We start from the raw sequence: 14,057 nt of genomic DNA on the forward strand, positions 1-14,057 counted from the left end.
TGCCACTCGGTGTAGGGCTAGCGCGGGCGCAGGTCCACGATGCGCCTGATCTTGCCCACCGACCGCTCCAGCGACTCCGGCTCGACGATCTCGACCCGCGCCGAGACGCCGATGCCGTCCTTCACGGCCGCCGCGATGGAGCGCGCGGCCGCGTCGCGGATCTCCGGGGTGGTGCCCGTCCGGGCCTCGGCCCGGACGGTGAGCGAGTCGAGGCGGCCCTCGCGGGTCAGCCGCAGCTGGAAGTGCGGGGCGACGCCCGGTGTGCGCAGGACGATCTCCTCGACCTGGGTGGGGAAGAGGTTCACCCCGCGCACGATGACCAGGTCGTCGCTGCGGCCGGTGATCTTCCGCATCCGGCGGAAGACCCGGGCCGTCCCGGGCAGCAGCGTGGTCAGGTCCCGGGTCCGGTAGCGGATCACGGGCATGGCCTCCTTGGTGAGGGAGGTGAACACCAGCTCGCCCTCCTCGCCGTCCGGCAGCACCTCGCCCGTGAGCGGATCGACGACCTCCGGGTAGAAGTGGTCCTCCCAGATGTGCAGCCCGTCCTTCGTCTCCACGCACTCCTGGGCCACTCCGGGACCGATCACCTCCGACAGCCCGTATATGTCGACCGCGTCGATGGCGAACCGCTCCTCGATCTCCCGGCGCATCTCCTCGGTCCAGGGCTCGGCGCCGAAGACGCCCACGCGGAGCGAGGTGTCGCGCGGATCCACACCCTGCCGCTCGAACTCGTCGAGAATCGTCAGCATGTAGGAGGGCGTCACCAAGATGATCCCGGGCTTCAGGTCCTGGATCAGCTGGACCTGGCGCGCGGTCATGCCGCCGGACGCGGGAACGACCGTACAGCCGAGCCGTTCGGCGCCGTAGTGTGCGCCGAGGCCACCCGTGAACAGGCCATAGCCGTAGGCCACATGTGCGATGTCTCCCGATCGGCCGCCCGCCGCGCGGATCGAGCGGGCCACCATGTCGGACCACATGGAGAGGTCGTTCTCGGTGTAGCCGACGACCGTGGGGAGCCCCGTGGTGCCACTGGAGGCGTGGATGCGGCGAACACGGTCCCGCGGCACGGCGAACATCCCGTACGGGTAGTTGTCGCGCAGGTCCGCCTTCGTGGTGAAGGGGAAGCGGGCCAGATCGGCGAGCGAGCGGCAGTCCTCGGGCCGCAGCCCCGCCTTGTCGAAGGAGTCGCGGTAGAAGGGCACGTTCTCGTACGCGTGCCGCAGGGTGGTCCGCAGCCGCTCCAGCTGGAGCGTGCGCAGGCCGTCGGCGTCGAGCCGCTCGCCCGCGTCCAGCACGTCCGTCACATCCGCCACAGGCCTTCTCCCTCACCCCTGGACCATTTCGGACGACCGATCATTCGGTCGTGTCCTTGGGGATCAAGTAATCCAGCCGTACGGGCGGCCGTCAAGGCATGCGGCGGGAACCGGGTCCGCCGATCACCCCTCTTCCCTGCCGAGAAGACGAGCGGACCAGTGGTGTCCAGGAGTAGGAGACGGAGGGTGCGGGTGTCACGGACCGGGGGAAGGGCCGCCGGGGTGGGCGGGCTGGTCGCCGTCCTGGCGCTGGCCTGTGTCGGCTGGGCCCTCTGGGCGACAGCTTCCGGGCCTGACAAGGGTGAGGACGCGCGGACCGGCGACCGGCGGACCGCAGGGGTGAAGGTGCCGTGCCGGGAGGCGTTGCGGTTCGCTGACCAGGAGCGGCTGCCGTCCGGGGCGAAGGACGCGTCCTGCACCATGCGGCACGGCATCGACACGCTGTACGACATCCGCTTCCGTATCGCCCGGGCCGGCCTCGACACGTGGCTGGCCGACGCGTACCCCGGCCTGGAGTTGCGTACGGGCTGCGTCCAGGAGGACGCCGACCGCTGCGGGGTGCTGACCCTGGACCCGTACGCCGAAGGGGGCGCCGTGGCGGTGGAGGTGACGGTGCGGGACGGGAGCGACGGCCTCGTCCTCGTCCACTACCGGCCCTTCGACACATGAACCGCCCCTCACTGCATGAACCGGCCCGTCAGCGTGCCGCCTCCGCCGCCACCGACCGCGCCCACCGGTAGTCCGCCTTTCCGCTCGGGGACCGCTGGATGGCGTCGGTGATCACCAGCTGGCGCGGGATCTTGTAGCCCGCCAGATGCGTACGGCAGTGGGTCTGGATCTCGTCCAGTGAGGGCCGCCCGCCGCCCTCGCGCAGCTGCACCACGGCCGCCACATGGTTGCCCCAGGTCTCGTCGGGCACTCCGGCCACCAGCGCGTCGTACACGTCGGGATGTGACTTGAGCGCCTGCTCGACCTCCTCCGGATAGACCTTCTCGCCACCGGTGTTGATGCACTGGGAGCCGCGGCCCAGCACGGTGACGATGCCCTCCTCGTCGACCGTCGCCATGTCGCCGAGCAGCACCCACCGCTCGCCGTCCCTCTCGAAGAAGGTCTCGGCGGTTTTCCTCGGGTCGTTGTAGTAGCCGAGGGGCACGTGCCCGCGCTGTGCGATGCGCCCGGGTTCGCCGACCGGGACCGGCTCGTACGTCGCCGGGTCCACCACCTGCGTACGGGAGTTGACCTGGATGCGGAAGCCGCGGCCGGGGCCCGAGTCGGCGGTCGCCGTGCCGTTGAAGCCGGACTCGGAGGAGCCGAAGTTGTTGAGCAGTGTCACGTTCGGGACGAGCGTCTGGAACTGGGCGCGCACGGTCTCCGACATGATCGCGCCGGACGAGGAGACGCTGAACAGGGAGGAGCAGTCGGTCCCCTTCATCGGCCCGTTCAGCGCGTCGATCAGGGGCCGCAGCATCGCGTCGCCGACCAGCGACACGCTGGTCACCTTCTCCTTCTCGATGGTCCGCAGCACCTGCTCGGGCACGAACTTGCTGTGGATCACGATGCGTTGACCGAAGTAGAAGCCGATGAAGGCGGTGAGGGTCGAGGTGCCGTGCATCAGCGGAGCCGTGGGGAAGAAGGTGATCCCGTCGCCGCCGGCCGCCACCCGCTCGGCCAGCTCCTCCGGCTTCTTCACCGGCTCACCGGTCGGCGCGCCACCGCCCAACCCCGAGAAGAACAGGTCCTCCTGACGCCACATCACACCCTTCGGCATCCCGGTCGTGCCGCCGGTGTAGATGATGAACTGGTCGTCGGCCGACCGCGCCGGGAAGCCCCGCCCGGGGGATCCGGCGGCCTCGGCGGCCGCGAAGTCCAGCGCCGGCAGTGCGGGCGCGTCCAGGTCCGGAACCCCCACCCGCACGAGGAGCCGCAGCGCCGGGGTGCGCGGCAGAGCCGCGGCCACCCGCTCGGTGAACTCCGCGTCGAAGACCAGCGCGACCAGATCGGCGTCCTTGTAGAGGTAGATCAACTCCTCTTCGACGTAACGGTAGTTGACGTTGACCGGCACGATCCTGGCCTTCAGGCAGCCGAGGACGGTCTGCAGGTACTCGATGCCGTTGTAGAGGTGCAGTCCGAGGTGCTCACCCGGGCGGATACCGCTGTCGATCAACTGGTGGGCGATACGGTTGGCCGCCGCGTCCAGCTCCGCGTAGGTGAGGCGGCGCTCGGCCCCCGTACCGGGATGGTCGAGGTGGATCAGCGCCTCACGGTCGGGGACCACGTCGACCACCGACTCGAACAGGTCGGCAAGGTTGTACTCCACCGCTCCTCCAGACCCCGGAGCAGACCCCGGCAAGCATCGACGGACATCGACGTGCGCCGACGCGGGCCTTGGACGCGTCGGACGCGTATCGATGAAGGGACGTGCGTCATCGCTTCGCCGGTCATCAGAGCAAAGCCCGCCACAACTGTGAAGGGTCCGCGCAGAAGAAATCTGACTGTCTGTCAGAAAACCCTTGAACTGCTTCGGCGCCTCCTGCAACCTGTTCTCGTTCCTGAGACGGGAGGACGGCTATGGGTGGGACGGAACACCTCACCGTGCAGCGCGAAGGCGCCACACTGGTGCTCACGCTCAACAGGCCCGAGGCCAAGAACGCGCTCTCGCTGCCGATGCTGGTCGGCCTGTACGACGGCTGGGTCGAGGCCGACGAGGACGACGCCATCCGCTCGATCGTCCTGACCGGAGCGGGCGGCGCGTTCTGCGCGGGCATGGACCTCAAGGCCCTCGCGGGCAAGGGGATGGAGGGGCAGCAGCACCGGGACCGCCTCACGGCCGACCCCGATCTGCACTGGAAGGCGATGCTGCGCCATCACCGGCCGCGCAAACCCGTGATCGCCGCGGTCGAGGGCCACTGTGTGGCCGGCGGTACCGAGATCCTTCAGGGGACCGACATCCGGGTCGCCGGGGAGTCCGCCACGTTCGGGCTCTTCGAGGTACGGCGCGGGCTGTTTCCGATCGGGGGCTCGACGGTGCGGCTCCAGCGGCAGATTCCGCGTACGCACGCGCTGGAGATGCTGCTGACCGGGCGGGCGTACTCGGCGCGGGAGGCCGCCGGCATCGGGCTGATCGGGCATGTCGTGCCCGACGGGACCGCGCTGGAGAAGGCGCTGGACATCGCGGAGCAGGTCAACGCGTGCGGGCCGCTGGCCGTCGAGGCGGTGAAGGCGTCCGTGTACGAGACCGCCGAGATGAGTGAGTCGGAGGGGCTGGCGGCCGAGCTGAAGCGGGGGTGGCCGGTGTTCGACACCGCTGATGCGAAGGAGGGTGCTCGGGCCTTTGCCGAGCGGCGACCTCCGGTCTATCGGCGGGAGTGACGTGCCGTCAGCGGACCGGTTCGTCGCTGCGGGTCCGTTGTGGCTGGTCGCGCAGTTCCCCGCGCCCCTTTAGGGGCGCTGCCCCTGACGGGGCCTGGCTCTGGTCCGGGCTCAACGCCCCCTGTGTGAGGAGAATGCATGCCCGAAGTTCTGAAAGCTCCCCTTGTTGTCGAGTTTCCGTTCACGCGGTCCCTCGGGCCTGTTCAGAGTGCGTTTCTCACCGGGTTGCGTGAGCGGGTCGTCCTGGGGGTGAGGACCGTGGACGGGCGCACGCTGGTGCCGCCCGTCGAGTACGACCCCGTGACCTCCGAGGAGTTGAGCGAGCTCGTCGAGGTCGCGGCGACCGGGACCGTCACCACCTGGGCCTGGAACCACGAACCCCGTCGGGGCCAGCCGCTCGACCGGCCGTTCGCCTGGGTGCTGGTGCGGCTCGACGGGGCCGACACCGCCCTCCTGCACGCTCTCGACGCCCCCGGCGGCCCCGACTCCGTGCACACCGGCATGCGTGTCCGCGTCCGCTGGGCGGGCGAACGCTCCGGTGCCATCACGGACATCGCCTGCTTCGAGCCCGCCGACGACGGCACCGCCGAACTCACCGGCAGCGACGGGCGTTTCGAGGACCTGGTGACCGGCATCGTCACGCCCGCCCGGCTCGACTACACGTACTCGCCGGGCCGGGCCCAGAGCGCCTACCTCCACGCGCTCGCCGAACGACGGGTCGTCGGGGAGCGCTGCCCGTCATGCCGCAAGGTGTACGTCCCGCCCAGGGGTGCGTGCCCCACATGTGGGGTGGCCACATTAGAACGGGTCGAAGTGGGTCCGCGCGGCACAGTGACGACCTACTGCATCGTCAACATCAAGGCGAAGAACCTCGACATCGAAGTGCCGTACGTCTACGCGCACATCGCTCTCGACGGCGCCGACCTCGCCCTGCACGGCCGGATCGGCGGCATCCCCTACGACCAGGTGCGCATGGGGCTGCGGGTCGAGCCGGTGTGGTCGGACGGGGGCGGCCACCCCGACCACTACCGGCCCACCGGCGAACCCGACGCAGACTACGAGACGTACAAGGAGCTGTTGTAGATGCCCGCACCGAGGTCCGCCCCCCGCCCACTCAGGGACATCGCCGTCGTCGCCTTCGCGCAGACCGATCACCGGCGCACCAGCGACGAGCTCTCCGAGGTGGAGATGCTCATGCCGGTCCTGCACCAGGTGCTGGCGCAGACCGGACTGAGGACCAGCGACATCGGCTTCACCTGCTCCGGCTCCACGGACTATCTCGCGGGCCGGGCCTTCTCCTTCACCATGGCCCTGGACGGCGTGGGGGCCTGGCCGCCGATCTCCGAGTCGCATGTGGAGATGGACGGCGCGTGGGCCCTGTACGAGGCCTGGACGAAGCTCCTCACCGGCGACGCGGACACCGCGCTGGTGTACGCGTACGGCAAGTCGTCCCCCGGCTCCGTACGCGATGTGCTGACCCGGCAGCTCGACCCGTACTACGTGGCGCCCCTGTGGCCCGACTCCGTCGCGCTGGCCGCCCTCCAGGCGCAGGCGCTCATCGACGCGGGCGACACGGACGAGCCGGCGCTCGCCGCTGTCGCCACCCGAAGCCGGGCCTCCGCCGCGGACAACTCCCATGCTCAGCTGCGGGGTTCGGTGCCGCGCGGCGAGTACGCCGTACGCCCCCTGCGTACCGGGGACTGTCCGCCCATCGGCGACGGGGCCGCCGCCGTTATCCTCGCCGCGGGGGAGCGGGCCCGTGAACTGTGCGAGCGGCCCGCCTGGATACGGGGCATCGACCACCGCATCGAGGCGCACGGCCTGGGCGTACGGGATCTGACCGACTCGCCCTCCACGCGGCTGGCGGCGGAACGGGCGGGCGCTTTCGAACGACCGGTGGACACGGCCGAGTTGTACGCCCCGTTCAGCTCCCAGGAAGTGGTGCTGCGCAAGGCTCTGCGCCTGGACGACAGTGTCGACGTCAATCCGTCCGGGGGAGCGCTCGCCGCCCATCCCGTCATGGCCGCCGGGCTCATCCGGATCGGCGAGGCCGCCGCCCGGATCGGGCGCGGTGACTCCGACCGGGCGCTGGCCCACGCGACTTCGGGGCCCTGTCTGCAACAGAACCTGGTCGCCGTACTGGAAGGAGACCCGCGATGAGCCCCGCAACGAGCCCGGCGGCAAGGCCGGCGGCAGGCCTGGCGGCGAGTCCCGCGACGGGCAAGGAGCCCGTGGCCGTCGTCGGGATCGGCCAGACCAAGCACGTGGCGGCCCGACGGGACGTGTCGATCGCGGGACTCGTCCGCGAGGCCGCCAGGCGGGCGCTCGAAGACGCCGAGTTGACCTGGGCCGACATCGACGCCGTCGTCATCGGCAAGGCGCCCGACTTCTTCGAGGGCGTCATGATGCCCGAGCTGTACCTCGCCGACGCCCTCGGCGCGGTCGGCAAGCCGATGCTGCGCGTCCACACCGCGGGCTCCGTCGGCGGCTCGACCGCGCTCGTCGCCACGAACCTGATCGCCGGCCGCGTCCACGGCACCGTCCTGACCCTCGCCTACGAGAAGCAGTCCGAGTCGAACGCCATGTGGGGCCTGTCCCTGCCCATCCCCTTCCAGCAGCCCCTGCTCGCCGGAGCGGGCGGCTTCTTCGCCCCGCACGTGCGCGCCTACATGCGGCGCACCGGCGCCCCCGACTCGGTCGGCTCCCTGGTCGCGTACAAGGACCGCCGCAACGCGCTCAAGAACCCGTACGCGCATCTGCACGAGCACGACATCACGCTGGAGAAGGTCCAGGCCTCGCCGATGCTCTGGGACCCGATCCGCTACTCGGAGACCTGCCCGTCCTCCGACGGCGCCTGCGCGATGGTCCTCACCGACCGGGCGGGCGCGGCCCGTTCGCCGCGGCCGGCCGCCTGGATGCACGGCGGCGCGATGCGCAGCGAACCGACCCTCTTCGCCGGCAAGGACTTCGTCTCCCCGCAGGCGGGCAAGGACTGCGCGGCCGACGTGTACCGGCAGGCGGGCATCGCGGACCCCCGCCGGGACATCGACGCGGTCGAGATGTACGTCCCGTTCTCCTGGTACGAGCCCATGTGGCTGGAGAATCTGGGCTTCGCCGACGAGGGCGAGGGCTGGAAACTCACCGAGTCCGGGGTCACCGAACTGGACGGCGACCTTCCGGTGAACATGTCGGGCGGGGTGCTCTCCACCAACCCCATCGGGGCCTCCGGGATGATCCGCTTCGCCGAAGCCGCACTTCAGGTGCGTGGCCAGGCCGGAGAGCACCAGGTCGACGGCGCCCGGCGGGTCCTGGGGCACGCCTACGGAGGCGGCTCCCAGTTCTTCTCGATGTGGCTGGTAGGAGCCGCGCCGCCCACCTCGTGAATGTCCTTCTTACGTGGCCTGTGCGCGGCAGGTGCCGAAAGCTAGGCTGGCCGCGGACGACGAACCGGGAGGAGCACGGACGTGGCCGAGAGCACCATCCAGCAGCACCCGCTCGCGGGCTGGGACAAGCCGGAGCTTGACCTCAGCAGCGCCGACTGGCATTCGAGCAGCCGTGGGCAGGGGGATGTCCAGATCGCCTTTGTCGAGGGTTTCATCGCGATGCGCAACAGCGGCCGCCCGGAAAGCCCGTCCTTGATCTTCACGCCCGCGGAGTGGGGCGCGTTCGTGTCGGGGGCGCGGGAGGGGGAGTTCGACCTCACCTGAGGGCCCAGGGAGTTTCCCGTCCCTTTTTCCGGACACGCGATCTTCGACCCCTTCCTGGGGCCCTGCCTGAACGAGGCTGGCCGCAGGAAGCGGAAGAAGACGTTCCGGAGGCGAGAATTCCATGAACACCCTGCCGGTCATCGCTGCGGTCGACGGCTCGGACGACAGCCTGCGCGCCCTCGACTGGGCCCTCGAAGCGGCCCACGGACGCGGGGCCCCGCTGCGCGTGGTCCATGTGCGGGAGTACGGCCCCTGGCTGCGGCCGGAGACGCTCACCGCCGTCCAGCCCGACCGGGACACCGACCAGGTGCTCGACCTGGTCCGTGATCGGCTGGGGGGCCTGGGCGAGGACGCGCCGGTCACGGAGTACCTCGCGCTGGACGGCGCCCCCGCCGGTCTGCTGCCCGGCCTGGGCTCCGACGCGCAGCTGATGGTGTTCGGCTCCCGTGGCCGCGGTGGTTTCGCGAGCCTCCTCCTCGGTTCGAACGGCACGGCCGCCGCGCGCGACGCCGAGTGTCCCGTCGTGGTGGTGCCCAGGCCCGGACGCGAGACGCACGACTCCGAACTGGTCACTCCCGGACCCCGCGTGGTCGTCGGGCTGCACGTGGACAGCCCGAACAACGAGGCCCTCGCCTTCGCGTTCGCCGAGGCCGCCCGGCGCGGGGCCCGTCTCCAGGTGGCCGCCGTGTTCCCCTGGCCGGTGCAGTCCGGCGACCTCGTACCGTCGCCGGTCGTCGACGAGGACGCCATCGAGTCCGAGACGAGGGCCCTGGCCGCGGGCTTCGTCGCACCGCACGTCGAGCGGCACCCCGGGGTCGGCGTCGACCTGTACGTGCTGCCGGGCGACGCCGCGGGCCAACTCGTCGCGGCCTCCCGAGGGGCGGACCTCGTGGTGGTGGGCCGCCACCGCCGGCGCCTGCTGGCACCCGCCCGCATGATGGGCTCGGTCACGCAGGCGGTACTGCTGCACGCGGCGAGCCCGGTGGCGGTGATCCCGCCGGAAGCGGCGCAGAGGGCGGGGGCGGCGGAGGCGGCGGAAGTGGCGGAAGTGGCGGAAGTGGCGGAGACGGCGGAGGGCTGAACGGGTCCGAGGCCCGGCGTCCTCGCGGCCGGCGTCCTCGCCACCGAGCAGGGCCTCACCGCGTGGATCGCCGAGCACCCGGAGGCGGTCTCGGCGGTCTCGGCCGACGGGGCCGCCGGCTCGGCCGGGCTCCAGGCCGACGCCGCCGCACTGGCCGCCGTACGTGACGTACGCGCCGCCGTGCGCGCGCTGTGTGCGCTACTTCCTCAAGGACCACCCGCGCCAGGAGTGGTGCACACCCTCGTGCGGAAACCGTGCCCGTGTCCCCCGGCACCACGAGCGGCACAGGAAAACGGCATAACCTCCTGGCATGAGCGCAGCGAGCGGTGGAACGGGCGCGGAACGTGATCTCGGCCGGCTGCTGAGCGGTATGGAACCCGCCCTGCATCCCGGCCGCTGGGTCTTCACCACCGTCCCCGGCAGCACGGCACCCCCCGGTCTCTCACCCGTCGTCACCGTCGTCGAGGACGAGGGCCTCACCCTCGTCGTCGAACAGGAGGCCGCCGACAGGGCACGTCTGCCCTACGACTATGTGGCCGGGTGGATCACCCTGCGCATCCACTCGGCGCTGGACGCCGTCGGACTCACGGCCGCCGTCGCCCGGGCACTCGCCGCGCAGGGCCTGAGCTGCAACGTCGTCGCGGGCTTCCACCACGACCACCTCTTCGTCCCGCACGAGCGGGCCGCCGAGGCCGTAACCCTGCTGGAACAGCTGGCCGAACGCTCCGGTCGGTAACACCCGGACGGGCCCGCGGCACTCGCCCCCGGCGTACGCTGAGGTGCCTGTAAGCCACGGTGCGCACCGTCTCCCCGCGCCGGCCGCACCACCGTGGCAGGGGGTGCGTCATGGGGCGGCAGGGCATGCGGAGCAGCAGAACGCTCTTCGAACGCGAGCTGGAACTCGCCGCGGTGGACGAGGCGTTGGGCGCGGTGACCGGACTGCGCACGGGCACCTTCGGACTCGGCACGGACCCGCTCGGACTCCGCGCGATCGCCACCGGGCCCCGCACGGACACCCCGGAGCCCCGGCTGCCCCGCCGACCGGGCGCCAGGTTCCACCGAAAGGGCGCCGCGCCGCAGCGGGACGCCGTCCCTCCCAGGAGCACCGCCCCCCTCAGGGACGGCGCCGAGCCGCCCGACCGGCCCCGGGGCGGACTGCTCGCCTTCGCCGGACGGGCCGGAATCGGCAAGACGAGCCTCCTCGCCGAGGTACGCAGGCGCGCCGAGGGCAAGGGCTGCACGGTCCTGTCCGCACGAGGCGGCGACCAGGAACAGCGCGTCGCCTTCCACGTCGCACGCCAACTCCTCCAACCCCAGCTCGCGGGCGTCCCCGAGAGCGAACTCCGTACCACGCTGGGGAGTTGGTATGCCATCGTCGGACCCGCGCTCGGACTGTGCGCGACCACCGAGGGCTCGCCGCCCGACCAGCAGGGCCTGCGCGACGGACTCGACTGGGTCCTCACCCACCTCGCCGTGCGCCGCGCCCCGATGGTGCTCGTCCTCGACGACGCGCACTGGGCCGACCCGGAGTCGCTGCAGTGGCTCGCCGCGTTCGCGCCCCGCGCCGAGCAACTGCCGCTGCTCCTGGTCGTCGCCTACCGGCCCGACGAACTCCCCGACCACGCCGAGGCGTTCAGGGGCCTGCCCGGCCGTGCGGGCGGACGCCCCCTCGATCTGGAACCGCTGAGCGCCGACGCCGTCGCCCGCCTGGTGCGCGAGAGCCTCGGCACGCGGGCCGACGACGCGTTCTGCCGCGAGTGCTGGGCGGTCACCGCGGGCAACCCGTTCGAGACCGTCGAACTCACCGCGAAAGTACGCGACCGCGGCCTGACCCCGACCGAACCGGGCGCCCACCTGCTGCGCGACCTGGCCGCCGCGGTCAAGGGCAGCGGACTCGTCGCCCGCCTCGAACGCCTGGGCACCTCCACCGTCCGCTTCGCCTGGGCCTGCGCCCTGCTCGGCACCGAGATCTCCCCGACGCTCGCCGCGGCCGTGGCGGGTCTCGGCCCCGAGGAGGCGGCCGACGCGGCGGACGCCCTGCGCGACGCCCGTATCCTCACCGGCGCCGGGGCGGGCGAGGGCCCTGTCGAATTCGTCCACCCGCTCATCGCCACCGCCGTCTACCGGGCCATCCCCGGCAGCTTCCGGGTCGCCCTGCACGGACAGGCCGCCTGGTGCGTCATCGACGCGGGGCTCGGCCCGTCCGCCGCCGCCCGCCACCTCATGGAGACCCACCCCGACGGCGACACCTGGGTCGTCCAGCAGCTGCGGGCCGCCGCCCGCGAGACCCTGCGCGCCGGAGCACCCGACGCCGCGCGCCGCCACCTCGCCCGCGCCCTGCGCGAACCCCCGCCCCTCGCGGAACGCGCCGCCGTCCTCTACGAACTCGGCTGCGCCTCCCTGCTCACCGAACCGGCGACCACCGTCAACCATCTGCGGGCCGCCCTCGAAGAGCCGATCGACGACCCCGGGCTGCGCCACAACATCGTCTACCGCCTCTCGCAGGTCCTCGCCCACAGCGACCGGCTCGGCGAGGCCTCCGACACCCTCGCCCGCGAGATCAAGGTGACCGGGGACGTACGCGTACGGCTGCGGATGCAGTCGGAACAGTTCATGTGGGACGCCTTCCGCGCCGACGAACCCGCATCGCCGGCCCGCTCCCGCCGGCTGGCCCGGCTCGCCGACCGCCTCACCGGCCGCGACCTCACCGAGCGCTATGTGATCGGCCTGCGCGCCTGGGACGCCACCCTGCGCGGCGAACCCGCCCACATCGCGGTCCGTCATGCGGAGCGCGCCCTGGCCGGCGGCTTCGGCTGGGCCGAGGCCGACCGCGGCTTCGAGGTGCCCGTCCTGGTCGCCCTCACCTTCATGTACGCCGACCGGCCGGGGCGCACCGAGGAACTGTTCGCCGCCGGGATCGCCGACTTCGAACGGCAGGGCTGGCACGGCGCCCACCTCTCCTTCGGCTACACCCTGCTCGCGTACGTGCGCTTCCGGCGCGGCCGGCTCGCCGAGGCCGAGGACTTCGTCCGCGCGGGGCTCAGGCTCGCCGAACGGGTCGGCCCCGGCACCCCGGCCCACTGGTACGCGGTCGGCATCCTCGTCGAGGTCCTGCTCGCCCGCGGCCGGCTCACCGAGGCCGCGCAACTCGCCGAGGACCACGCCTTCGCGGAACCGTTCCCCGCCGCCGTCGTCTTCCCCGACTCCCAGACCGTGCACGGCGAGCTGCTGCTGGCCAGGGGGCTGGCCAAGGACGCCGCCGCCGAACTCGCCGCGGCCGGGCGCCGCCTCGATCCGCGCGGCATGCGCAACCCCGCCTGGTGCCCGTGGCAGCTGCACCTGGCCCGCGCCGAGAGCCACGACGCTCCGGAGCGGGCCGTGGCCACGGCGGCCGACGCGGTGCGGCGGGCCCGGCAGTACGGAGCGCCGTCGGCGGTCGGCCAGGCGCTGCGCGCGGCGGCCGACGTCTCCTCGGGACTGGCCCGCGTCCACCTCCTCGAAGAGTCCGTCGACCATTTGGAGCGCTCACCGGCCGCGTACGAACTGGCCTGTGCGCTGGTCGCCCTCGGCGCGGAGCTGCGCCGCAGCAGCCGTCCCGGGGAGGCCGCCGAGCACCTCTACCGGGGGCTCGACGCGGCCGTGCAGTGCGGCGCCGACGGGCTCGCCGAGGCGGCGCGCGACGAACTGGAGGCCGCCGGGCTGCGGCCCCACCGGCTGCACAGCGCGGAGACGGACACGCTCACCGCCCGGGAGTGCGCGGTCGCGGAACTGGCCGTGCGAGGCCTCTCCACGGCCACCATCGCCGAACAGCTCCGCACGGAGGAGACGACGGTGGTGCGGCTGCTGTCGGCGGTCTACCGCAAGGTGGGCACGGAGCGGACGGGTCTGGGAGCGGCGCTGGGGACGGCGAGGAGGGAGAGCCCCGGGGCGTAGCGGACCGCCGTCGCATCTCCGAGGGCGAGGCCGCGCTCCGGAGCCCGCGGCTTCCGACCCCACGGCCGTACGCCCTCCGATGCACGTACCATTGCGGCATGTCCTTCCTCCGCCGCCGTAGCGCCACTCCCGCCGGGCCAGACTTCGACGTTCTGGCCATGGATCCGGGCGACTGGCCGGGCAATCTCGGCGCGGGCCTGCTGCCCGCCCCCGATGGCAGCTGCCAGGGTGTGTTCCTGCGTTACGACCTGTTCGGCGGCCGCGGTCCGGCGATGATCATCGGCAATCTGCCGGAGGGCTCACCGGCCCGGGACGTCGCCGAGGGAGAGGTCCCGTTCGAGGTGGCCCAGCTGCTGCAGGCGCTGGAGAACGACGAAGAGGTCGTCGTCACCGGCGCCGAGGACATGCCCGTCATGCAGGGGGACAACCTCCTCATCGTGCGCCGCCTCAAGCTCTCCGAGACGCGTATCTCCTGTGTGCAGTTCGACCGCAGCGACAAGGTCCTCGTGACGATCGCCGCCTGGGACCGTCCCATCACCGACGACCTGTACGCGCTTCTGAAGCCGCTGCCCGCGGAGCTGTTCCAGCAGGGCTGAACCTCCTGAATCCTTCCAGCGGGTGAGCCACCTCTCCGCCGCACACCGTCTTTGTCAT

General features: G+C 72.0%; 13 protein-coding genes. 11 read left to right on the plus strand and 2 right to left on the minus strand.

The window, feature by feature from the left end:
* Nucleotides 1-17: 17 nt before the first annotated feature.
* Entirely contained in the window at nucleotides 18-1,313 is a 1,296-nt protein-coding gene (paaK, locus tag ACFWGJ_RS01095; protein ID WP_387320119.1) for a phenylacetate--CoA ligase PaaK, read from the minus strand.
* Between the two features lie 186 nt (nucleotides 1,314-1,499).
* Between paaK and ACFWGJ_RS01100 the strand changes: the two genes are divergently transcribed.
* Nucleotides 1,500-1,982 carry a hypothetical protein gene (locus ACFWGJ_RS01100; protein WP_387320120.1) on the plus strand — a complete coding sequence of 161 codons (483 nt, stop codon included), beginning with the start codon at nucleotides 1,500-1,502 and terminating at the stop codon, nucleotides 1,980-1,982.
* A gap of 28 nt (nucleotides 1,983-2,010) precedes the next feature.
* On the opposite strand, the gene ACFWGJ_RS01105 is transcribed toward ACFWGJ_RS01100, so the two are convergent.
* On the minus strand, nucleotides 2,011-3,630 hold the full coding sequence (locus ACFWGJ_RS01105) for an acyl-CoA synthetase (RefSeq protein WP_387320121.1): 1,620 nt from the start codon (nucleotides 3,628-3,630) through the stop codon (nucleotides 2,011-2,013).
* Nucleotides 3,631-3,881: 251 nt separating this feature from the next.
* On the opposite strand from ACFWGJ_RS01105, the gene ACFWGJ_RS01110 reads away from it, so the two are divergent.
* From ACFWGJ_RS01110 to ACFWGJ_RS01155, 10 genes are all read left to right on the plus strand, one after another.
* A complete protein-coding gene (locus tag ACFWGJ_RS01110) occupies nucleotides 3,882-4,682 on the plus strand; it encodes a crotonase/enoyl-CoA hydratase family protein (RefSeq protein ID WP_387320122.1) in 801 nt (266 codons plus the stop codon).
* A 138-nt stretch (nucleotides 4,683-4,820) separates the two neighbouring features.
* Nucleotides 4,821-5,765 carry a Zn-ribbon domain-containing OB-fold protein gene (locus tag ACFWGJ_RS01115; protein ID WP_387320123.1) on the plus strand — a complete coding sequence of 315 codons (945 nt, stop codon included), beginning with the start codon at nucleotides 4,821-4,823 and terminating at the stop codon, nucleotides 5,763-5,765.
* Nucleotides 5,766-6,842, plus strand: coding sequence for a thiolase domain-containing protein (locus ACFWGJ_RS01120; RefSeq protein WP_387320124.1), 1,077 nt, complete (start codon nucleotides 5,766-5,768; stop codon nucleotides 6,840-6,842).
* Nucleotides 6,839-8,065 (plus strand): thiolase domain-containing protein, encoded by a 1,227-nt coding sequence (locus tag ACFWGJ_RS01125; protein WP_387320125.1) that lies wholly within the window; start codon nucleotides 6,839-6,841, stop codon nucleotides 8,063-8,065. Before ACFWGJ_RS01120 ends, ACFWGJ_RS01125 begins: the two co-directional genes overlap by 4 nt.
* Before the next feature lie 81 nt (nucleotides 8,066-8,146).
* Nucleotides 8,147-8,389, plus strand: a complete 243-nt coding sequence (locus ACFWGJ_RS01130) for a DUF397 domain-containing protein (protein WP_055617755.1) — start codon at nucleotides 8,147-8,149, stop codon at nucleotides 8,387-8,389.
* Nucleotides 8,390-8,510: 121 nt separating this feature from the next.
* Nucleotides 8,511-9,470, plus strand: a complete 960-nt coding sequence (locus tag ACFWGJ_RS01135) for a universal stress protein (protein ID WP_387320126.1) — start codon at nucleotides 8,511-8,513, stop codon at nucleotides 9,468-9,470.
* Between the two features lie 66 nt (nucleotides 9,471-9,536).
* Nucleotides 9,537-9,818 (plus strand): hypothetical protein, encoded by a 282-nt coding sequence (locus ACFWGJ_RS01140; protein WP_387320178.1) that lies wholly within the window; start codon nucleotides 9,537-9,539, stop codon nucleotides 9,816-9,818.
* Nucleotides 9,781-10,206, plus strand: coding sequence for an ACT domain-containing protein (locus tag ACFWGJ_RS01145; RefSeq protein WP_387320127.1), 426 nt, complete (start codon nucleotides 9,781-9,783; stop codon nucleotides 10,204-10,206). The genes ACFWGJ_RS01140 and ACFWGJ_RS01145 overlap by 38 nt, the downstream gene beginning before the upstream one ends.
* A gap of 125 nt (nucleotides 10,207-10,331) precedes the next feature.
* The gene (locus ACFWGJ_RS01150) at nucleotides 10,332-13,403 is read left to right on the plus strand and encodes an ATP-binding protein (RefSeq protein WP_387320128.1); all 3,072 of its coding nucleotides are present in this window, start codon (nucleotides 10,332-10,334) and stop codon (nucleotides 13,401-13,403) included.
* 98 nt (nucleotides 13,404-13,501) lie between these two features.
* Complete coding sequence (locus tag ACFWGJ_RS01155; RefSeq protein WP_267024730.1) at nucleotides 13,502-13,999, plus strand: hypothetical protein; 498 nt, start codon at nucleotides 13,502-13,504, stop codon at nucleotides 13,997-13,999.
* The last annotated feature ends 58 nt before the right edge of the window (nucleotides 14,000-14,057 follow it).

This window comes from Streptomyces sp. NPDC060205 (genome assembly GCF_042728395.1).
GTDB lineage: Bacteria > Actinomycetota > Actinomycetes > Streptomycetales > Streptomycetaceae > Streptomyces.